Annotated in this window: 17 protein-coding genes and 1 riboswitch; of the genes, 4 read left to right on the forward strand and 13 right to left on the reverse strand. The window is 67.0% G+C overall.

What is annotated here, in order from left to right; genetic code table 11:
* Positions 1 to 53: 53 nt before the first annotated feature.
* The 8 genes from ACEPA4_RS19655 to ACEPA4_RS19690 all read right to left on the reverse strand — a co-directional run bounded on the left by ACEPA4_RS19655 (position 54) and on the right by ACEPA4_RS19690 (position 6195).
* Positions 54 to 401 (reverse strand): lipid-A-disaccharide synthase N-terminal domain-containing protein, encoded by a 348-nt coding sequence (locus tag ACEPA4_RS19655; protein ID WP_005420378.1) that lies wholly within the window; start codon positions 399 to 401, stop codon positions 54 to 56.
* The gene (locus ACEPA4_RS19660) at positions 401 to 1123 is read right to left on the reverse strand and encodes a glycosyltransferase family 2 protein (RefSeq protein WP_005420380.1); all 723 of its coding nucleotides are present in this window, start codon (positions 1121 to 1123) and stop codon (positions 401 to 403) included. The genes ACEPA4_RS19655 and ACEPA4_RS19660 overlap by 1 nt, the downstream gene beginning before the upstream one ends.
* A gap of 90 nt (positions 1124 to 1213) precedes the next feature.
* On the reverse strand, positions 1214 to 2179 hold the full coding sequence (locus ACEPA4_RS19665) for an NAD-dependent epimerase/dehydratase family protein (protein ID WP_005420382.1): 966 nt from the start codon (positions 2177 to 2179) through the stop codon (positions 1214 to 1216).
* A gap of 45 nt (positions 2180 to 2224) precedes the next feature.
* The gene (locus ACEPA4_RS19670) at positions 2225 to 2959 is read right to left on the reverse strand and encodes a suppressor of fused domain protein (protein ID WP_053498802.1); all 735 of its coding nucleotides are present in this window, start codon (positions 2957 to 2959) and stop codon (positions 2225 to 2227) included.
* Positions 2960 to 3084: 125 nt separating this feature from the next.
* Positions 3085 to 4008 (reverse strand): ParB/RepB/Spo0J family partition protein, encoded by a 924-nt coding sequence (locus ACEPA4_RS19675; protein ID WP_005420385.1) that lies wholly within the window; start codon positions 4006 to 4008, stop codon positions 3085 to 3087.
* Complete coding sequence (locus ACEPA4_RS19680; protein WP_005420387.1) at positions 4008 to 4805, reverse strand: ParA family protein; 798 nt, start codon at positions 4803 to 4805, stop codon at positions 4008 to 4010. Before ACEPA4_RS19680 ends, ACEPA4_RS19675 begins: the two co-directional genes overlap by 1 nt.
* 112 nt (positions 4806 to 4917) lie before the next feature.
* Positions 4918 to 5556 (reverse strand): 16S rRNA (guanine(527)-N(7))-methyltransferase RsmG, encoded by a 639-nt coding sequence (rsmG, locus tag ACEPA4_RS19685; RefSeq protein WP_005420388.1) that lies wholly within the window; start codon positions 5554 to 5556, stop codon positions 4918 to 4920.
* Between the two features lie 39 nt (positions 5557 to 5595).
* On the reverse strand, positions 5596 to 6195 hold the full coding sequence (locus tag ACEPA4_RS19690) for a 4'-phosphopantetheinyl transferase superfamily protein (protein WP_065177813.1): 600 nt from the start codon (positions 6193 to 6195) through the stop codon (positions 5596 to 5598).
* 84 nt (positions 6196 to 6279) lie between these two features.
* On the opposite strand from ACEPA4_RS19690, the gene ACEPA4_RS19695 reads away from it, so the two are divergent.
* Positions 6280 to 6531 (forward strand): GlsB/YeaQ/YmgE family stress response membrane protein, encoded by a 252-nt coding sequence (locus ACEPA4_RS19695; RefSeq protein ID WP_005411656.1) that lies wholly within the window; start codon positions 6280 to 6282, stop codon positions 6529 to 6531.
* Between the two features lie 71 nt (positions 6532 to 6602).
* On the opposite strand, the gene xth is transcribed toward ACEPA4_RS19695, so the two are convergent.
* The 4 genes from xth to ACEPA4_RS19715 form a co-directional block, all read right to left on the reverse strand.
* A complete protein-coding gene (gene xth / locus ACEPA4_RS19700; RefSeq protein ID WP_164092779.1) occupies positions 6603 to 7370 on the reverse strand; it encodes an exodeoxyribonuclease III in 768 nt (255 codons plus the stop codon).
* A gap of 162 nt (positions 7371 to 7532) precedes the next feature.
* Positions 7533 to 8942 carry a coniferyl aldehyde dehydrogenase gene (locus ACEPA4_RS19705; RefSeq protein WP_164092778.1) on the reverse strand — a complete coding sequence of 470 codons (1410 nt, stop codon included), beginning with the start codon at positions 8940 to 8942 and terminating at the stop codon, positions 7533 to 7535.
* Between the two features lie 213 nt (positions 8943 to 9155).
* A complete protein-coding gene (locus ACEPA4_RS19710; RefSeq protein ID WP_005420402.1) occupies positions 9156 to 10817 on the reverse strand; it encodes an MFS transporter in 1662 nt (553 codons plus the stop codon).
* A gap of 127 nt (positions 10818 to 10944) precedes the next feature.
* Positions 10945 to 12372, reverse strand: a complete 1428-nt coding sequence (locus ACEPA4_RS19715) for a DcaP family trimeric outer membrane transporter (protein WP_164092777.1) — start codon at positions 12370 to 12372, stop codon at positions 10945 to 10947.
* A gap of 245 nt (positions 12373 to 12617) precedes the next feature.
* On the opposite strand from ACEPA4_RS19715, the gene acs reads away from it, so the two are divergent.
* The 3 genes from acs to ACEPA4_RS19730 all read left to right on the forward strand — a co-directional run bounded on the left by acs (position 12618) and on the right by ACEPA4_RS19730 (position 16242).
* A complete protein-coding gene (gene acs, locus ACEPA4_RS19720) occupies positions 12618 to 14561 on the forward strand; it encodes an acetate--CoA ligase (RefSeq protein ID WP_053498791.1) in 1944 nt (647 codons plus the stop codon).
* Between the two features lie 80 nt (positions 14562 to 14641).
* Positions 14642 to 15307, forward strand: a complete 666-nt coding sequence (locus ACEPA4_RS19725) for a response regulator transcription factor (RefSeq protein WP_005420420.1) — start codon at positions 14642 to 14644, stop codon at positions 15305 to 15307.
* 181 nt (positions 15308 to 15488) lie between these two features.
* Positions 15489 to 15578: riboswitch (yybP-ykoY riboswitch) on the forward strand.
* 88 nt (positions 15579 to 15666) lie between these two features.
* Positions 15667 to 16242 (forward strand): manganese efflux pump MntP family protein, encoded by a 576-nt coding sequence (locus ACEPA4_RS19730; protein ID WP_005420421.1) that lies wholly within the window; start codon positions 15667 to 15669, stop codon positions 16240 to 16242.
* A gap of 79 nt (positions 16243 to 16321) precedes the next feature.
* On the opposite strand, the gene ACEPA4_RS19735 is transcribed toward ACEPA4_RS19730, so the two are convergent.
* Positions 16322 to 19768, reverse strand: coding sequence for a PAS domain-containing hybrid sensor histidine kinase/response regulator (locus ACEPA4_RS19735; RefSeq protein ID WP_139728016.1), 3447 nt, complete (start codon positions 19766 to 19768; stop codon positions 16322 to 16324).
* Between the last annotated feature and the right edge of the window lie 42 nt (positions 19769 to 19810).

Here is a 19810-nt window from a genome sequence, read left to right on the forward strand (position 1 = left end):
TCCTGACAGGGGTCAGAGCCCTTTCCAGTGGAAAGGGATCCGACCCCGCAGCCTCAGTGGCTGGCCCTGTCGCGCTTCCAGCCGCGGTGCTTGATGTCCAGGTGCAGGCTGTACAGCGCGGTGAACGCCGGGAACAGGTTCTGCAGTACACCCACCGAGTCCTGCTTGGCCGAGAACAGGAAGTAGCTCAGGGTCATCAGGCTGCCGAGCACGCTCATGTACCAGAACAGGCGCGGGATGACGGGTTTGCCGGCGCGCTTGGAGGCGATGAACTGGACCAGCCAGCGGCCGCCGAACATCAGTGCGCCGGTGTAGCCGATCAGCTTCCAGCCGGTCACATGCAGGCCGGTCCAGTACAGCCAGGTGAGGGGCTGATCCAGCCAGTGCAGCTCCAGATCCATCAGCGCTCCTCCACCGCGGTGCGCTTGCTTCGGGTGATCAGCCAGGCCACGCCACGCAGGTCGCGGATGCCGACCAGCGCGCGGCCGAGGTTGTTGTACTTGGACACGCCGGCGGTACGGTGGCGGTGGTTGACCGGCACGCTGGTGGTCTTCCAGCCGGCACGCTGCATCAGCGCTGGCAGGTAACGGTGCATGTGGTCGAAGTACGGCAGGTCGAGGAACGCGCTGCGTTCGAACAGCTTGATGCCGCAACCGGTGTCGGGCGTGTCGTCGCGCAGCATGCGCGCACGGATGGCGTTGGCCCATTTGCTGGCCCAGCGCTTGCTGCCGCTGTCCTGGCGGTTGACGCGCCAGCCGGCGAACAGCTTCACCTGCGCCTCGGCGGCGTCGCGTGCGGCAAGCAGCTTGGGAATATCGGCCGGATCGTTCTGGCCATCGCCATCCAGGGTGGCGATCCACGGCGCGCGCGCGTGCTTGACGCCGGTGCGCACCGCCGTGCTCTGCCCGCTCTGGTTCACATGGTGCAGCACGCGCAGTTCCGGGGTGGTTGCCTTCAATCCCTGCAGCACCGCCAGGGTGTCATCACGCGAGTGGTCGTCGATGTAGACGATCTCGAACGGCAGCCGGCCACGCAGCGCAGCGGTGATTTCGGCGACCAGCGGGGCAACATTGTCGCGCTCGTTGAACACCGGGACGACAACGGAAAGCTCGGGTTGGCTCATAAGGCACTCGGCCAAAGGGGGGACAAAGACCGCGCATTCTCCGAAACCGAGGTTATCCGAAGATGAACCCGGCGGCGTGAGGATCCGTCCTCAGGCGCGATCGCCAAAATACTCGCGGCACCACTGCACCACAGGCGGCAGGCCTTGTTCGATCGGGGTCACCGCATCGAAGCCGAAAGCGTCATGTGCGCGCCGGGTATCGGCCATCGTGCGCACCATGTCGCCGGGCTGCATGGGCTTGTAGACCTTCTGCGCAGGGCGGCCGGCGGCCTGCTCGATCACGCTGATGAAGCGCTCCAGCTCGACCGGTGTATGGTTGCCGAGGTTGAACACCCGGTGCGGCACCGGACCGTCGGCCGGATGCGCGAGGGCGCCGAGGATACCGGATACGATGTCGGAGACATGTGTGAAATCGCGCTGCATGCGGCCTTCGTTGAACACGTCGATCGGCCGACCGGCCAGCACCGCGCGCGAGAACAGCAGCGGTGCCATGTCCGGCCGGCCCCACGGGCCATACACGGTGAAGAATCGCAGCCCGGTGGCATGCAGGCCGTACAGCTGCGCGTAGGTGTAGGCCATCAGCTCGTTGGCCGCCTTGGTCGCCGCGTACAGCGAGCGTGGCTGGTCCACGCGCTGGTCTTCGGAGAACGGCGGCGTGGCCGAATCGCCGTAGACCGAACTGCTGGAGGCATACACCAGGTGCTGCACGCCACGGTGGCGGCACAACTCGAGCATGTTGACGAAGCCGACCAGGTTGCTGTCGACGTAGGCATGCGGGTTTTCCAGCGAATAGCGCACGCCGGCCTGCGCGGCCAGGTGGATCACCGCGGTCGGCCGCACCTCGTCGAACAGTGCGGCCAGGCCCTGCTGGTCGGTCAGGTCCAGGGTGCGCAGGTCCAGCGCCGGACACAGCGCGGCCACGCGGTCACGCTTGATCTGCGGGTCGTAGTAATCGTTGAAGTTGTCCAGGCCGACCACGGCCTGGCCGGCCTCCAGCAGCGCGCGGGCGGTGTAGGCACCGATGAAGCCGGCAGCGCCGGTGAGCAGGATGGTCATGGCAGGGGCCTGGGAACGAAGTTCAGGCCCCTGATGTTACCGGTCTCAGAACAAACCGAAACGCTTCTTCGCCACGTTGGTGCGGCCGGGCTCGATCACATCGTTGATCTGTTTCGCATCGAAGCGGTCGAGCAGGGCGTCGGCGCCCTTCTTCAGCTTCAGGTCCATCTCTTCGGGGTACAGCGGAACCAGGCTCATGAAGCTGATGGTATTGCCATCCTCCAGCTCCAGCGTGGCGAAGTCCTCCGGGGCGGTCACCGGCGGCAGCACGATGGCACCGTCGAAACCCACGCCCGGCGCATAGGGCTCGCTGGGATGGCCGTTGGGAATGGTGTGGCCGAAGCCCAGCCACGTGTCGTACTCGTGCGGCAACCGCGCCATGCCCTTCAGCAGGCGCACTGGCCAGTAGTTGCGCTCATCCTCGAAGGCGTCCTGCGTGATCGGCCAGTCGGCCGGCAGGGTCACCATCAGTTCCATGTAGCGCGGCACGTCCGCATCCACCTCGGCGGGCACGGTCATCGGCAGGTCGCTCATGCCGGAGGTGACCAGGCGCAGGTACGGGCAGTGGTCATTGGCCGGCACCACGTGCACGTCGATGTGCACCAGGTCGGAGATGATTTCATGGAAGACACCGGACACCGGTCCCAGGTGGTGTTCGATGTGAGCACTGATCGCCTCGATGTGCCGTTCTTCGCCGATGGCGAGCACAAAGTCCTTCTCACGGCGATGTACCAGTATCTGGGTGCCGTCCGGGCTGACGTCTTCGTAGTCGTTGCTCATGTCCTGCTCCCTGGATGAGGCCACGGGCCGGAAGACAGTGCATTCCGCGGTGCGCGTGGCAGTGCGTTCCCTGTCATTCGCCGGGCGCGGCAGGAACAGGCCGCCTCCCCGACGCGGCGCCGGGCTCAGCCCTGGCGCGCGCGCAGTTTTTCCAGCACGCCGTCCAGGGTGTCCAGGTCGGTGTAGTGGATGATCAGCTTGCCCTTGCCGCCACGGCCGTGGCTGATCGCCACCTTGGCGCCGAGCGCTTCGGACAGCTCGGTTTCCAGCGAGGCGATGTCGGCCTGCTGCACCTTCGGCGTGGCCACCGGACGGCTGCTCGGCACCTTGCCGGCGGCGAAAGCCTGCGCGCGCCGCTCGACCTCGCGCACCGACCAGCCTTCGTCGGCCGCTTCCTGGGCCAGCTTGCCGGCCAGTTCGGGGGCCAGGGTCAGCAGCGCACGGGCATGCCCCATTTCCAGGCGGCGGGTTTCCAGCAGCAGGCGGATCGCCACTGGTAGTTCCAGCAGGCGCAGCAGGTTGGACACCGCCGCGCGCGAGCGGCCGACGGCCTCGGCGGCCTCGGCATGGGTGAGGGTGAACTCGCTGATCAGGCGCTGCAGCGCTTCGGCTTCCTCCAGCGGGTTGAGGTCTTCACGCTGGATGTTCTCGATCAGCGCCATCGCGATGACGGTGCGGTCTTCCAGCTCGCGCACCACCACCGGCACTTCGTCCAGCCCGGCCAGCTGCGATGCGCGCCAGCGGCGTTCACCGGCGACGATTTCGTAGTTGCCCGCCGGCAGCTGGCGCACCAGGATCGGCTGGATCACGCCCTGCGACTTGATCGAGTCGGCCAGCTCGGACAGCTTGCCCTCGTCCATCTCGCGGCGCGGCTGGTACTTGCCCGGCTGCAGCTGGCCGACCGGCAACTTGCGCAGCACTTCCCCCGGCAGCGGCTCGATCACCGCCGTGGTGGCCTGCACCTGGCTGACCGCGCCCTTCGGGCCCAGCAGCGCGTCCAGGCCACGGCCGAGGCCTCGCTTCTTGGCTGCCGGCTTGCTGCTGGTCATCAGACGGTCTCCACGGCCTTGGTGGCCTTGTTGCGTTCGTTGTTGCGGCGGATGATCTCGCCAGCCAGGCCCAGGTAGGCCACGCCACCGCGCGAGGCGCGGTCGTAGCCGACGATGCTCTGGCCATGGCTGGGTGCCTCGGCCAGGCGAACGTTGCGCGGCACGATGGTGCGGAACACGCGATCGCCGAAGTGCTCGGTGAGCTCGGCCGAGACCGCGTTGGCCAGGTTGTTGCGCACGTCGAACATGGTGCGCAGCACGCCTTCGATCTCCAGCGCCGGATTGAGGTTGGCACGCAGCGCTTCGATGGTTTCCACCAGCGCGCTCAGGCCTTCCAGGGCGTAGTACTCGCACTGCATCGGCACGATCACCGAATCGGCAGCGGCCAGCGCATTGAGCGTCAGCAGCGACAGCGCCGGCGGGCAGTCGATCAGGATGTAGTCGTACTCGTCGCGGATCGGTGCCAGCGCGCGCTTCAGCCGCTGCTCGCGCTCGCTCTGCGCCATCAGCTGGATCTCGGCGGCGGTCAGGTCGATGTTGCCGGGAAGCAGGTCGTAGCCTTCGGCGGTCTGCACGCGTACATCGGCGGCGCTGGACTCGCCCAGCAGCAGATCGTAGGTGGAGGCGGCCAGCTCACGCTTGTCCACGCCACTGCCCATGGTCGCGTTGCCCTGCGAATCGAGGTCGACCAGCAGCACGCGCTTGGGTGCGTTGGCCAGGGAAGCGGCCAGGTTGACGGCGGTCGTGGTCTTGCCGACGCCACCCTTCTGGTTGGCGATGGCGATGATGCGGGCCATGCGGGTGTGCCTCGTCGACGTGTGCTGGGACCGGTCATTATGCGTACAACCGGCCCCTTGCGGAAATCGTGGATCGCCAACCCGTTGTTGCACAAGGGGCTGGCGGCGGGAATCAAGGGCCTGTAACAGTAACCAGGTGGCGTTCGCCGGCCAGGCCGGGCACGCTCAGCGGGGTCACCTCGCGCACCTGCCAGCCAGCCGGCAGGTCCGCGATCTCCTCATGCGGGTAGACGCCCTTCATGGCCAGCAGCACGCCCCCCGGCCGCAGCAGGTGGCCACCGACGCGGACGATGCCGGCCAGGGTATCCATGGCACGGGCGGTCAACTGGTCGTAACGACCGGCCTCGTCCAGCGCCTCGGCGCGCGATTCGGCCACGCGGGCATTGCCCAGGCCGAGTTGGCGCACGGCCTCGCGCATGAAGCGCGCCTTCTTGCCATTGCTCTCGACCAGGGTCACCTGCAGGCCCGGGCAGGCGATGGCCAGCGGGATGCCCGGCAGCCCGGGGCCGGTGCCGAGGTCGGCCAGGCTGCCATCGGCCACGAACGGCTGCATCGCCAGCGAGTCGAGCAGGTGGCGGGTGACCATCTCCTGCGGGTCGCGGATGGCGGTGAGGTTGTAGGTGCCGTTCCAGCGGTGCAGCAGGGCCAGGTAGCGCAGCAGCGGCGGCGCCAGCGCGGCATCCAGGCCCATGCTGGCCAGGCCCTGTTCCAGCGTGGCAGCTACGCTGGCGGGAAGTGGGTGTTCGCTCATGCCGGCATTATCGCCGGTTTTGCGCGCTGATTCCCCGCCTCAGTGCGGATACCAGGCCAACGCCGCCCGGAACTGACCGGTGGCCTGCCATTCGTGCAGGTGCCAGCGCGCGGCCTCGCCCAGTTCCGGGTCGCACCAGCGCAGGTGCAGGGCGCCATCGGCCCCCGGCGCCAGCTGCAGGCGGTGCAGGCCGAACGAGATACCCTGGCCGTGCGCCTTCAGCATCGATTCCTTGGCGCACCACACGCGGAAGAACCAGTGTTCGCGGTCGGCCTGGTCCAGGCTTTCCAGCCACGCCACCTCCTCCGGGTGGAAGAAGCGCTGCACGATCTCCAGCAGGCGGGCGCGCGGCCGCAGCAGTTCCAGGTCCACGCCCAGCCGCACGCCTTCGCCCAGCGCCACCAGCAGCACCTCGCCGCTGTGGCTCCAGCCGGTGCCGTAGTGGGCCAATGCGCCGCTCAGCTCCGGCCGGCCCTTGTCATCGCGGACCAGCGGCAGCGTCTCCGGATCGGCCCCGAGGGCCTGCGCCAGCACCTGCCGTGCCTGCGGTTCGCCGCGCTGGCCGGGCACGTGCGGGCGCCGCCAGACCGTCACCGGACCAAAGCGCCACGGGCCGTCGAGGGTGGCTGGCAGGCTCATGCGCACGCGCCCGTCACACGATTGCACGACGGGTTCACGGCCGTGCGCGTCAACTGGTCACCGTTCCCCACCGGAGGTTCGATCATGGGCATCATCATCTGGCTGATCGTCGGCGGCATCGTAGGCTGGCTGGCCAGCATCATCATGAAGCGCGATGCCCAGCAGGGCATCATCCTCAACATCGTGGTCGGCATCGTCGGCGCGCTGATTTCCGGCTGGCTGTTCGGCGGCGGCATCAACGAAGCGATCACCATTCGAACCTTCCTGTTCTCGCTGATCGGTGCAGTGATCCTGCTGGCGATCGTCAATCTGTTCACCCGCAAGAGCATACGCTGACACGGCGGTAGCGCCGGCCGCTGGCCGGCGGGCCTTTCAGAACGGGCCCGGCGATGCCGGGCCCCGTTCGTTCAACCGATCTGTACCCACGCCGGCGCATGGTCGCTCGGACGTTCCCAGGTGCGCGGCTCGCGGTCGATGCCCGAAGCCACCGCACCGCTCTTCAGCGCATCGGAGACCAGGGTCAGGTCGATGCGCAGGCCCAGGTTGCGACGGAAGCCGGCGGCGCGGTAATCCCACCAGCTGAAGGTGCCCGCCTCGTCGTTGTGCAGGCGGAAGCCATCGTGCAGGCCCAGCTGCAGCAGCTTGTTGAGCGCGCCGCGCTCGGCGGTGGAAGTGAGGATGTGGTTGTCGTTCCACACCTCCGGGTCGTGCACGTCGCGTGCGTCCGGGGCAATGTTGAAGTCCCCCATCACGATCAGCTTCGGGTGGCGCTGCAGTTCTTCGGCGATCCAGGCATGCACCGCGTCCAGCCAGCGCAGCTTGTACTCGTACTTGTCGGTACCGATGTCCTGGCCGTTGACCACGTACAGGTTGATCACCCGCAGGTCGCCGAAGGTACCGGCGATGACACGCTTCTGTTCGTCCTCGAAGCCGGGAATGCCGATCTGCACGTCCTGTGCAGGCTCACGCGACAGCAGCGCCACGCCGTTGTAGGTCTTCTGGCCGGCGAACACGCTGCGGTAGCCGGCGGCGATCAGCGCAGAGTCGGGGAACTTGTGGTCCTCCAGCTTGGTTTCCTGGATACCGACGATGTCCGGGCCGAACGCCTTGAGCCACTGCTCCAGGTGCGGCAGGCGGACATTGAGCGAATTGACGTTCCACGAGGCGATTTTCATGCGGGCATTCTACCCGGGTGGGCTTTGGTAGACGCCAACCTGGGTTGGCGCATGGCCGCCCCCGTGCCAACCAAGGTTTGCACCCACCGGTAGTGCCGGCCGCTGGCCGGCAACCCCATGAACCGTCGGCAGGACCCCGCAGTTGCCGGCCAGCGGCCGGCACTACCGAAGCAGCAGCTTCAACAACCCCGCAATCTTCGAATACGGCGGCCGCAGCCGGTCACTGGCGGCCCAGCGCGACTGCCACAGCACCGGCAGCCGCTTGCTCATCGCATCGAACCCGGCCCGCCCGTGGTACGCGCCCATGCCGCTGGCCCCCACCCCACCAAATGGCAAGCCATCGGCGGCGAAATGCAGCAGCGTGTCATTCACTGTCACCCCACCGGCCACCACCTGGCCGAGGATGCGCTCCACCGTCGCCGTATCGTGGCTGAATGGATACAGCGCCAGCGGCCGGTCACGGGACAGCACGTCGGCCAGCGCCGCCTCCAGATCCGGGTAGGCCCGCACCGGCAGGATCGGGCCGAAGATCTCCTCGCGCATCAGGTCCAGGTCGTCCGGCGGGTCCAGCACCACGGTCGGCACCAGCAGGCGCTCGCGGTCGGCGCGCGCCTCGTCGACCTGCGCCAGCGGAATCACCGGCACGCCGCGTTGCCGCGCCTGTACCAGATAGCCCTGCAGGCGCTGGTACTGGCCCTCGTTGATGATGCGCGTGTAGTCGTCGGCATTGCTGAAGTCGCCATAGCGTTCGCGCACCTGCTGCTGCAGCGCCTGTACGAACTCGCGCTGGCGGACCGTATCGATCAGCACATAATCCGGCGCGATGCAGGTCTGGCCCGCGTTGAACCACTTGCCGGTGGCCAGCCGCGCGGCGGCTTTGTCCAGCAGAAAATCGCGGCAGACGATGGCCGGCGACTTGCCGCCCAGCTCCAGCGTGACCGGCACCAGATGCTCAGCGGCGGCGGCCATCACCTTGCGGCCGACGGCCGTCGAGCCGGTGAACAGCAGATGGTCCAGCGGCAACGACGACACTGCCGCCGCCACGTCTGCCCCACCCTGCACCACTGCCACCCGATCGGGCGGGAACACGCTGGCCAGCAGATCGGCCAGGAACGCACTGGTGCGCGGCGTGTGTTCCGAAGGCTTCAGCAGTACGTGGTTGCCGGCAGCGATGGCGGTGGCCAGCGGCACCAGCGCCAGCGTGACCGGGTAGTTCCACGGTGAGATCACCCCGACCACACCCAGTGGCGTCGGCCGCAGCTGCGCGCGCGCCGGCCACAGCTTCCAGCCGGCCCGTACGCGCTGCGGCTTCGACCAGCGCCGCAGGTGGCGGCGCAGGTGGTCGATGGCCGACAGCACGCTCATGCCATCGGCCAGCTTCGATTCGGTGTGGGCGCGGTGGCCGAAGTCCTCGGCGATGGCCGTGGCCATTTCGTCCAGGCGTGGCTTCAGCGCTTCGCGGAGGCGGCGCAGGTCGGCTTCACGCTGGTCCAGCGAAGGGCGCTGGGCCTGCCAGGTACTGCGCAGGGTGTGCAGGAGGGCGGGAAGGTCGGCTGGGGCGGTGGTCGTCATGGGCCGACTATACGGGGTGCTGCGCAACGCCATGGTAGTGCCGGCCGCTGGCCGGCAATGGGTTCATGTCTTCGGAGATTCATGGGTTTGCCGGCCAGCGGCCGGCACTACCGGAATGCGAACCCAGTGGACACGGTCGACAAACAGAAAGGCCGCGGTCTGCACCGCGGCCCCTGAAACCCGGTGGGTGCCGACCGTTGGTCGGCACGCCGGTTACTTGGTGATATCCACGTTCTTGGTTTCGCGCAGGAACAGGCCGCCGATCACCACCGACATCAGTGCGATCGCAATCGGGTACCACAGGCCGTAGTACAGGTTGCCGGTACCGGCCACCAGCGCGAACGAGATCGCCGGCAGGAAGCCACCGAACCAGCCGTTGCCGATGTGGTACGGCAGCGACATCGAGGTGTAGCGGATGCGGGTCGGGAACAGTTCCACCAGGTAGGCGGCGATCGGGCCGTAGACCATGGTCACGTACAGCACCAGCAGCCACAGCATGAAGATGGTGCCGGCGATGTTGATGCGCGCACCATCGGCCTTGGCCGGGTAGCCGGCAGAGGTCAGGGCGGTCTTCAGTTCCGCGCCGAACGCATCGGCCTTGGCCTTGCCTTCTTCCTTGGTCAGGCCGGCGGCCTCATACGAGGTGACGCTGGCACTGCCCACGTTCACCATCGCCAGCGAACCGGCGGCGGCGGGCTGCACGTCGTACGGCACACCGGCCTTGGTCAACGCGGCGGTCGCCACGTCGCAGGAGCTGGTGAACTTGCGCAGGCCCACCGGATCGAACTGGAACGAGCAGGTGGCCGGGTCGGCGACGACCAGTGCCGGGGAGCTGCTGCGCGCTTCTTCGATGGCCGGGTTGGCGAAGTGGGTCAGGCCCTTGAAGATCGGGATGTAGGTGATGGCCGCCAGCAGGCAGCCGGCCAGGATGATCTTCTTGCGGCCGATGCGGTCGGACAGCCAGCCGAAGAAGATGAAGAACGGCGTGCCCAGTGCCAGCGCTGCGGCGATCAGCAGGTAGGAGGTGGTGGCATCGACCTTCAGCATGCTGCTGAGGAAGAACAGCGCGTAGAACTGTCCGCCGTACCAGACCACGGCCTGGCCAGCCGCTGCACCGAGCAGGACCAGCAACATCAGCTTCAGGTTGCCGCCCTTCAGGCTGTCGCGGAACGGGGTCTTGGAGCCCTTGCCTTCAGCCTTCATCTGCTGGAACAGCGGCGATTCGCTCAGCTGCAGGCGGATCCATACCGAAATGCCCAGCAGCAGGATCGACACCAGGAACGGAATGCGCCAGCCCCAGGCTTCGAAGGCCTCGTTGCCCAGCGTCATGCGGCAGGCCAGGATGATCAGCAGCGACAGGAAAAGGCCGAGCGTGGCGGTGCACTGGATGAAGCTGGTGTACAGGCCACGCTTGTCGTCCGGCGCGTGCTCGGCCACGTAGGTGGCGGCACCGCCGTACTCGCCGCCCATCGCCAGGCCCTGGGCCAGGCGCAGGATGATCAGGATCACCGGAGCGGCGAAACCGATCGAAGCGTAGTTGGGCAGCACGCCGACCAGGAAGGTCGAAATGCCCATGATCAGGATGGTGACCAGGAAGGTGTACTTGCGGCCGATGCGGTCGCCGAGGCTGCCGAAGAAGGCCGCGCCGAACGGGCGTACGAAGAAGCCGGCGGCGAACGCCAGCAGGGCGAAGATCATGCCCGTGGTTTCATTGACGCCACTGAAGAACTGCTTGGCGATGATGGCCGCGAGCGAGCCGTACAGGAAGAAGTCATACCACTCGAAGACCGTGCCGAGGCTCGAGGCGAAGATGACCTTCTTGTGGCCCTTGGTCAGGGTGCCCGCTTTATGTGCGGTGCTGGGTGTACTGGACATGGGACGCTTCCCCTCCGAAGCAATCGTTGTTGGTGGGTGCCGACCGTTGGTCGGCACTCAATTCGGTAGATGCCGACCTTGGCCGGCACCCCATCTCGGTAGGTGCCGGCCGCTGGCCGGCACGCTCTTAGAAGCTGTACTTCGTAGTGAACTGCAACCGGGTGATGTCACCCTTGTTGCCGTTCTCCACTTCGCGACGGCCATACATCAGCTCGGCGCCGATATCGACCTTGGGCAGCGGCGAATAGAAGATGTTGCCGCGGATGCTCTGCACGCTCTTGGTCACCAGCGGGCCGAGGATGCTGTCGTTGTCGTAGTCGCTACGCGCGTAGATCAGGTTGGTGCGCAGCTTCGGCGAGAACGCATGCCGCCAGCCGACATAGCCGGCCAGCACGCCGGTCGGGTTGAGTTCGTCGCGGGCCACGTCATAGGCACTGTCGGCAGTGATGCCCAGGCCGATGTAGCGGGCGATGCCTTCGCCACCGGTCAGCTGGTAATGCAGCGAATCGCTGTCACCCATCACCCACTTGCCGCCCAGGGTCAGGCCGCCGGCCACCTTGTCGGCCTTCGCGCCGGTCGCCTGGTTGTCGACCTTCAACTGGCGGACGATGCCGCCGACACCGAAGGTGCCCCAGTCGCCCTTCCAGCCATAGCGCAGGGTCAGGTCGGGCAGGCTGCCACGGTCGGAGTTGGCGCTGGCGTTGGTCCAGGCGCCGGTGACCGGGTTGCGGGTGCCGGTGAGGGTGGTGGTTTCCGGGTTTTCCAGCGCGACGCTGAAGCCGCCCTGGGTGTAGCGCACCTGGGCCTGGCGCACGAAGATCACGCCGTCGGTGGGGCCGACGAAGTCGACCGCTTCCGGCAGTGCGGCCGCGTCCATGAAGTTGGACCAGGTCTGGCCGGCCAGCCAGTTGTTCCAGTACATGTAGGCGTGGCGCAGGGTCACGCCGTAGGTATTGGTGGCAGTCTGGTTGCCCAGCGAGTTGCCGAAGAAGTCCATCTCGAAGAACGCACCGGCCTTGTTGCCCGATTCGCTGACGTTGTCGATGCCCAGGTTGAAGCGCGAGAACTTGGCATGGGCGTTGAAATCGGTGCCCGAGCGCTTGCCGGTGCCGCCGGCGCCTTCCACCGGGGTCTGGCCCGGGAGGTACAGCGAACGGCCGGTGGCGTCGTCGGCCAGCTGGCCATCGCTGGTCTGGGTGGCCAGGAAGTCGGCCTTGATGAAGCCGCCGATCTTGACCGTGGTGCCCGGTGCCGCGCCCGGGGTGATGGTGGTGACCTGGATCGGCTGCTTGCCGGCCGGCACCTGTGCAACCGGCTTCTGCTCGGCCTGCACCGTGCGCACTTCGGTTACCGCCTGCTGGTTCTGGCTGATCTGGGTCTGTTGTTGTTGCTGCGAAGACAGCAGCAGCTGGACCTGGCGTTCCAGTTCGGCAACGCGTGCTTCCAGTGCCTTCTCTTTGGCGGTCTCTGCGAACGCCATGCCCGGTGCGACCAGGGCGACCAGCAGGCAGGCCGCCAAAGGTGTGCGCACGGCTTTCAACGTACGGTGGCTCATGTTGCCCTCTCTCCCAAGTGGCAAGGTGATGCCGCGCGTGGGGCACGGTCGAGCCGAGACTGCGGGGCGATTATGTATAGCGGCTATTCGCCATTGGTCGAACCCGGCCCTGCAGGGCGCTCACTTTCGACCATGGTCTAACCAGGGTGGTGACGCGGCCGGGGGTGGATGGGGCAAACTGAGGGGGATCGGTCGTTGCGATGCTGCGACCGCACATACAAAGTCAACGTGCAAGTGAGGGTGCCATGGCTGATATCTACCCCGTCGATCCGCAGTTCGCCGCCAAGGCACGCATCGACAAGAAGACCTATGAACAGCAGTACCAGGCGTCGGTGACCGACCCGGATGGATTCTGGGGCAAGGCCGCCGAGCGCCTGCAATGGATGCGCAAGCCGACGAAGATCAAGAACGTCAGCTACGACCTGTCCGACTTCCACATCAAGTGGTTCGAGGATGGTGAGCTCAATGCCAGCGTGAACTGCCTGGATCGCCAGCTCGAGACGCGCGGCGACAAGACCGCCCTGCTGTTCGAGCCGGACGGCCCGGATGCACCGGCCCAGCACGTGACCTATCGCGAACTGTATGAGCGCACCTGCCGCCTCGGCAATGCGCTGCGCAACCTTGGGGTCAAGAAAGGCGACCGCGTCACCATCTACCTGCCGATGATCGTCGACGCCGCAGTAGCCATGCTGGCCTGCGCGCGCATCGGTGCAATCCACTCGGTGGTGTTCGGTGGCTTCGCGCCGAACTCGATCGCCGACCGCGTCAGCGACTGCCAGAGCAAGCTGATCATCACCGCCGACGAAGGCTTGCGCGGTGGCCGCAGGATTCCGCTGAAGGCCAACGTCGATGCCGCGCTGAAGCTGCCGGGCACGAACACGGTTGAAACCGTGCTGGTGGTGCGCCACACCGGCGGCGCGGTGGACATGCAGGCCCCGCGCGACCGCTGGTTCCACGATGTGGTGGACAGCCAGCCGTCCACCTGCGAACCGGAACGCATGAACGCGGAAGACCCGCTGTTCATCCTCTACACCTCCGGCTCCACCGGCAAGCCGAAGGGCGTGCTGCACACCACCGGCGGCTATCTGCTGTACGCGGCCTACACCCATGAAGCGGTGTTCGACCTGCGCGAGGACGACATCTACTGGTGCACCGCCGACGTCGGCTGGGTCACCGGCCACAGCTACATCGTGTACGGGCCACTGGCCAACGGTGCGACCTCGCTGATGTTCGAAGGCGTGCCGAACTATCCGGACACCTCGCGCTTCTGGAACGTCATCGACAAGCACAAGGTGAGCATCTTCTACACCGCCCCGACCGCCATCCGTGCGCTGATGCGCGAAGGCGAGGAGCCGGTGAAGAAGACCTCGCGCGCGTCGCTGCGCCTGCTCGGCAGCGTCGGCGAGCCGATCAATCCGGAAGCCTGGCGCTGGTACTACGAAGTGGTCGGCGACAGCCGCTGCCCGATCGTCGATACCTGGTGGCAGACCGAAACCGGCGGCATCCTGATCTCGCCGCTGGCCGGCGCGATGGACCTCAAGCCGGGGTCGGCCACCCTGCCCTTCTTCGGCGTGCAGCCGGCGCTGGTCAATGCCGATGGCGAGATCCAGGACGGCCCGACCGAGGGCAACCTGATCATCCGTGACTCCTGGCCGGGCCAGATGCGCACGGTGTACGGCGACCACCAGCGCTTCATCGATACCTACTTCCGCACCTACCCGGGCAGCTACTTCACCGGTGACGGTTGCCGCCGCGACGAAGACGGCTATTACTGGATCACCGGCCGCGTCGACGACGTGATCAATGTGTCCGGCCATCGCATCGGCACCGCCGAAGTGGAAAGCGCGCTGGTCTCGCATCCGAAGGTGGCCGAAGCGGCGGTCGTGGGCTTCCCGCACGACGTCAAGGGCCAAGGCATCTACGCCTACGTCACCCTGGTGGCCGAAGAGGCCCCGAGCGATGAACTGCACAAGGAGCTGATCGCCTGGGTGCGCAAGGAGATCGGGCCGATCGCCACACCGGACCACCTGCAGTGGGCACCGGGCCTGCCGAAGACCCGCTCGGGCAAGATCATGCGCCGCATCCTGCGCAAGATTGCCGAAAACGCGCCGGACCAGCTCGGCGACACCTCGACCCTGGCCGATCCGTCGGTGGTGGCGTCGCTGGTGGACGAGCGCAAGGTGCGCTGATGCAGAACCCGGGGTCGGATCCCTTTCCACCAGGAAAGGGCTCTGACCCCATCTGGTTTCCCCCACGGTTCCCCCCGACCATGACCACCCTCCTGATTGCCGATGACCACCCGCTGTTCCGCGAAGCCCTGCGTGGAGCCGTGCAGCGGGTCATCCCCGGCGTGCAGCTGTTCGAGGCCGACAGCGTGGAAGCGCTGTACGCGTTGGCCGACCAGCACAACGACGCCGACCTGGTCCTGATGGATCTCAACATGCCCGGTGCGCAGGGCTTCAACGCACTGGTGCACATGCGCTCACTGCACCCCCAGCTGCCAGTGGTGGTGGTGTCCGCGCGCGAAGAAGCCACGGTGATGCGCCGCGCGCTCGACCACGGTGCGCTGGGCTTCATCCCGAAGTCTGCGGATTCGGACACCATCGGCCATGCGCTGGGCACCATCCTCGATGGCGAGACCTGGGCACCGCCGGAAGCGCACAACGTGCCGCCCACCGGCAGCGAAGAACGCGAAGTCGGCCAGCGCCTGCGCGAGCTGACCCCGCAGCAGTTCCGTGTCCTGCAGATGCTCGGCGCTGGCCGCTTGAACAAGCAGATCGCCTACGACCTCAACGTCTCCGAAGCGACGATCAAGGCCCACGTCACCGCCATCCTGCGCAAGCTCGGCGTGACCAACCGCACCCAGGCCGTGCTGATGGCCGGCAAGCTGGCCATCGACGACGACGCCATCGTGCTGCCGCCGGAAGAAGACTGACGATAGTGCCGGCCGCTGGCCGGCATTCGCCTGGAACGTCTGAAACCGCCCTGGTAGGTGGCAAGCTTGCTTGGCACGCCTTTGCTTGGCCCGTGTTATAGCCATCGCTATACAAACCAGCCCTGCCTGCGCGTTTGTCTGTAAATGCGCCACGCGCGGATCGCGATGCTAAGCTTCGCGTCCCCTTGGGGAGTAGCCGGATTCCTTCGCAGGAATCGTCCACGTCAACATACTCGGCCAGTGCGCCGTGGCGTGGACAACCATGATGGTTGGCGAGACCAGCGGCCCGCGCGCGCAACGTCAGGTTGGGCGCGAGCGCGAGCCGTGCGTCCGTCCTTGCCCGACCTCAGCCGCTGTCCATGTCCCCCATTTCGATCCTCCTGATCGGCTTTGCCATGTCCACCGATGCCTTTGCCGCCGCAATCGGCAAGGGTGCGGCCATGCGCAAGCCGGTGTTCCGCGATGCACTGCGTGCCGGCATCATCTTCGGCGTCATCGAGGCGATCACGCCGATCATCGGCTGGCTGCTCGGCCGCGCCGCGCTGCAGTACGTCGAAGCCTTCGACCACTGGATCGCGTTCGGCCTGCTCGGTGCGCTGGGCATCCACATGATCTACAACGGCCTGCGCCCGGACAGCGCCGAGGATGACGAGGATCCCTCGCAGCACCACGGCTTCTGGAAGCTGGCGCTGACCGGCTTCGCCACCAGCATCGACGCGATGGCGGTGGGTATCGGCCTGGCCTTCATGGACGTGCATATCGGCGTGATGGCCGCGGTCATCGGCCTGTGCACACTGACCATGGTGACCGCCGGCATCATGCTCGGCCGCGTGCTGGGCAGCATGGTCGGCAAGCGTGCGGAGATCATCGGTGGCGTGATCCTGGTGATCATCGGCGCGACCATCCTGTACGAACACCTGCACGGCGTGGGGTAACGCATCGGAAGCGAGCGATTGCGTGGTTGCCGGCCAGCGGCCGGCACTACCTGGCGTCGCATCCACGCATGGCGTGGATCTATTGCGCATCCCGCAGCGCGCCCAGGAAGGCGCGCAGCGAGGCCGGCTTGATCGGCTTGGTCAGCACGCGGTAGCCACGCTCGCGTGCCATCCGCTTCAGCTCGTCACGTCCGTCGGCGGTCAGCAGCGCACCCGGCAGCGGGTAGCCGGCCGCCTCGCGCAGCGCCACCAGCGCATCCAGGCCATCCATGCGATCGTGCAGGTGGTAGTCCACCAGCATCACCTGCGGTCGCTCGGCGATCTTCTCCAGTGCCTGGTCGACGGTGGCGGCGGTGATCACCTGCACCTGCCAGCGGCCGAGCAGTGCGCGCATGCCGTCGAGGATTTCCTCGTCGTTGTCCACGCACAGCACCCGCAGGCCCGCCAGCGAATCGCTGCGCACCGGTGTGGCCACGGCCTGGGTCGCCTTGGCAGGCTCGGTGTAGCCGGGCAAGGGCGCAACCCGCGGCAGGATGATCGAGAACATCGAGCCACTGCCAACGCGGCTGCGTGCATTGAGGCGATGGTCGAGCAGGCGCGAGATGCGCTGGCAGATCGACAGGCCCAGGCCCAACCCCTGCTCGCCCCAGTCGAACGGCTGCTGGTAGCGGTGGAACTCGTCGAAGATCTGCCGCATGTGGTGTTCGGGAATGCCAGGGCCGGTATCCCACACCTGCAGTTCCACCTCGTCGCCGCGCTGGCGCACGGCCAGCACGATGCGCCCCTGGCGTGTGTAGCGCAGCGCATTGGCCAGGAAGTTCTGCAGTACGCGGCGCAGCAGGCGGCGATCGCTGCGTACCCAGGCCGTGCGCGCGAACAGGTCCAGGCGCAGGCCACGGCCTGCGGCGACCGGCGTGTACTGCGCGGCCAGCTCGCGCATCAACGCACTCACATCGAATTCGCCGATCACCGGGTGCAGGCCACCGGCATCCAGCCGCGACACGTCCAGCAGGCCATCAAGCAGTTCTTCGGCAGCGCGCAGCGACGCGTCCACGCGTTCGGCCAGATGCTTCTGTTCGTCGCTCACGTGATCGCTGTCGCGCAGCGCGGACGCAAACAGGCGCGCCGCATTCAACGGCTGCAGCACGTCATGGCTGATCGCCGCCAGGAAACGGGTCTTCGACTGCTGCGCGACCTCGGCCTCATGCGAGCGTTCGGCCACGCGCTGTTCCAGCGTCTCGTTGGCTTCAAGCAGCGCCCTTTCAGCGTGCTTGTAGTCGGTGATGTCGTTGTAGCTGGTCACGTAACCGCCGCCGGGCAGCGCCTGGCCACGCATCTCGATCACCTTGCCGTCGCTGCGGGTGCGCTCGAACACGTGCGGCGAGCCGGCGCGCATGTAACCGATGCGGCGGTTGATCTGCACTTCGATATCGCCCTCGCCCAGCTCGCCGCGCTCGGCGTTGTAGCGGATCAGGTCGGCCACCGGGCGGCCCACGTAGAGCATGCCGTCGGGGTAACCGAACATGTCCTGGTAGCGGCGGTTCCACGCGGTCAGGCGCATGTCCGGATCGACCACGCTGACCCCGGCGCTGATGTTCTCCAGCGTGGTCGACAGGATCTCGCGGTTGAAGCGCAGTTCCTGCCCGGCTTCGTCCAGCACCGCCACCACTTCCCCCAGGTCCATGCCCGAGCCACGCAGCAGGCTGGTCAGCAGCAGGCGCGCCGATGCCGCACCGATCGAGGCGGCCAGCAGGCGCTCGGTGAACTGCACCCACGGCCGGTCAGCCGGTGCCGAGGATTGCAGCTCACGGCCCAGCGACTGCGCCTGCTCGAAGAACGAACGCCGTGCATGGCGTTCGCCGACCACGCGCGAAGCCAGCGCCAGCAGGTCGCCCACATGCACATGCCCGGGCCAGCCGCCGGCCACCGACGGGCGCTCGGCATACGGGTCGAGGAACGGTGCCGCACGCAGGCGCTCGTCGACGCCGGGCCGCCAGCGTGCGGACACCAGCATCATCGTGGCCGCATTGACCAGCAGCGACCAGAACGTGCCGTGGGTCAGCGGGTCCCAGCCGGACATGCCGAACAGCTGCTGCGGACGCAGCCACTCGATGCCGAACGGGCCGTGCTGTACCCAGGCGGCGTCGACCCAGCCGGCCATGGTCATCGCCGGCAGCAGCAGGGTGTACAGCCAGGTGGCAAAGCCCAGCAGCATGCCCACTTCGACGCCGCGCCGGCTGGCACCGCGCCAGTACAGGCCGCCGATCAGGCCGGGCGCGAATTGCGCCACCGCTGCGAACGCCATCAGGCCGTACGAGGCCAGCGTGCTGTCGTTGCTGCTGGTGCGGTAGTAGCTGTAGGCCATCAGCGCCAGCAGCAGGATCGCCAGGCGGCGGATCCACAACACGCGCGAGGCGACGTCAGCGGCTTCCTGGTGGTCACCGCTCCGACGCAGCAGTACCGGCATCACCAGATCATTGCTGACCATGGTCGCCAGCGCGATGGACGAGACGATGACCATGCCGGTGGCCGCCGAGAAGCCGCCCACGTAGGCGATCAGCGCCAGCGCATTGCGGCCTTCGGCCAACGGCAGCGCCAGCACCATCGAGTCGTCGGCGACGCCGCCGCCGGTGCCGAACAGGGTCACGCCGGCGGTGGCGATCGGCAGCACCATGCCCGAGATCAGCACCAGGTAACCGCCGAACATCCAGCGCGCGCGGCGCACGTCGCGCACGTCACCGCACTCGACCACGGCCACGTGGAACTGGCGCGGCAGGCAGATGATGGCGAGGAAACTGAGCAGGGTCTGCGAGATGAAGCCGACCGGCGGCAGGCCGGTGAACAGCGTATGCACCGACTCGACCACCGCGTCGGTGCGGTTGCTCAGCCACAGGTAGGCGAACACGCCCACCGCCAGCATCGCCAGCAGCTTGATCACCGATTCAAAGGCAATCGCCAGCATCATGCCGTGGTGGTGCTCGGTGGCATCGACCTGGCGGGTACCGAACAGGGTGGCGAACAGCGCCATCAGCAATGCCACGTATAGCGCCGGGTCGGTGAAGAACCCGGTCGGGCCGGTGTTGCCGGTCAGCACCTGCAGGCTCATCGCCACCGCTTTGTACTGCAACGCCAGGTACGGAATGATGCCGATCAGCGCGATGATCGCCACCAGCGCCGCCAGCCGCCGCGAGCGACCGAAGCGCGAGGAGATGAAATCGGCGATGGAGACCACGTTCTGGCTGCGTGCGATCAGCGCCAGGCGCTCGATGATGCGCCAGCCGAACAACAGCAGCAGCAGCGGGCCGATGTAGATCGGCAGGTAGCCCACGCCATTGCGCACGGCAGTGCCGACCGCGCCGTAGAAGGTCCACGACGAGCAGTACACCGCCAGCGCCAGGCTGTAGACGACCGGCCGCAGCCACGGCCGGTCGGGGTACATCGGCCGACGGTCGCCCCACCACGCCACGCCGAACAGCAGCGCGGCATAGGCAACCGAGACCAGCAGCAGGACCCAACTGGAGACCACGCGTGTGTTTCCGTCGGAGGAACCCGCAGTGTAGGCCAGGCG

The sequence above is a fragment of the Stenotrophomonas sp. P2112 genome (genome assembly GCF_041897515.1).
Classification (GTDB): Bacteria; Pseudomonadota; Gammaproteobacteria; order Xanthomonadales; family Xanthomonadaceae; genus Stenotrophomonas; species Stenotrophomonas sepilia.

What these genes read in the sequence shown, in the direction of transcription:
- ACEPA4_RS19655 (WP_005420378.1), bottom strand. Translation starts at nt 401, where the DNA reads ATGGATCTGGAGCTGCACTGGCTGGATCAGCCCCTCACCTGGCTGTAC.
- ACEPA4_RS19660 (WP_005420380.1), bottom strand. Translation starts at nt 1,123, where the DNA reads ATGAGCCAACCCGAGCTTTCCGTTGTCGTCCCGGTGTTCAACGAGCGC.
- ACEPA4_RS19665 (WP_005420382.1), bottom strand. Translation starts at nt 2,179, where the DNA reads ATGACCATCCTGCTCACCGGCGCTGCCGGCTTCATCGGTGCCTACACC.
- ACEPA4_RS19670 (WP_053498802.1), bottom strand. Translation starts at nt 2,959, where the DNA reads ATGAGCAACGACTACGAAGACGTCAGCCCGGACGGCACCCAGATACTG.
- ACEPA4_RS19675 (WP_005420385.1), bottom strand. Translation starts at nt 4,008, where the DNA reads ATGACCAGCAGCAAGCCGGCAGCCAAGAAGCGAGGCCTCGGCCGTGGC.
- ACEPA4_RS19680 (WP_005420387.1), bottom strand. Translation starts at nt 4,805, where the DNA reads ATGGCCCGCATCATCGCCATCGCCAACCAGAAGGGTGGCGTCGGCAAG.
- rsmG (WP_005420388.1), bottom strand. Translation starts at nt 5,556, where the DNA reads ATGAGCGAACACCCACTTCCCGCCAGCGTAGCTGCCACGCTGGAACAG.
- ACEPA4_RS19690 (WP_065177813.1), bottom strand. Translation starts at nt 6,195, where the DNA reads ATGAGCCTGCCAGCCACCCTCGACGGCCCGTGGCGCTTTGGTCCGGTG.
- ACEPA4_RS19695 (WP_005411656.1), top strand. Translation starts at nt 6,280, where the DNA reads ATGGGCATCATCATCTGGCTGATCGTCGGCGGCATCGTAGGCTGGCTG.
- xth (WP_164092779.1), bottom strand. Translation starts at nt 7,370, where the DNA reads ATGAAAATCGCCTCGTGGAACGTCAATTCGCTCAATGTCCGCCTGCCG.
- ACEPA4_RS19705 (WP_164092778.1), bottom strand. Translation starts at nt 8,942, where the DNA reads ATGACGACCACCGCCCCAGCCGACCTTCCCGCCCTCCTGCACACCCTG.
- ACEPA4_RS19710 (WP_005420402.1), bottom strand. Translation starts at nt 10,817, where the DNA reads ATGTCCAGTACACCCAGCACCGCACATAAAGCGGGCACCCTGACCAAG.
- ACEPA4_RS19715 (WP_164092777.1), bottom strand. Translation starts at nt 12,372, where the DNA reads ATGAGCCACCGTACGTTGAAAGCCGTGCGCACACCTTTGGCGGCCTGC.
- acs (WP_053498791.1), top strand. Translation starts at nt 12,618, where the DNA reads ATGGCTGATATCTACCCCGTCGATCCGCAGTTCGCCGCCAAGGCACGC.
- ACEPA4_RS19725 (WP_005420420.1), top strand. Translation starts at nt 14,642, where the DNA reads ATGACCACCCTCCTGATTGCCGATGACCACCCGCTGTTCCGCGAAGCC.
- ACEPA4_RS19730 (WP_005420421.1), top strand. Translation starts at nt 15,667, where the DNA reads ATGTCCCCCATTTCGATCCTCCTGATCGGCTTTGCCATGTCCACCGAT.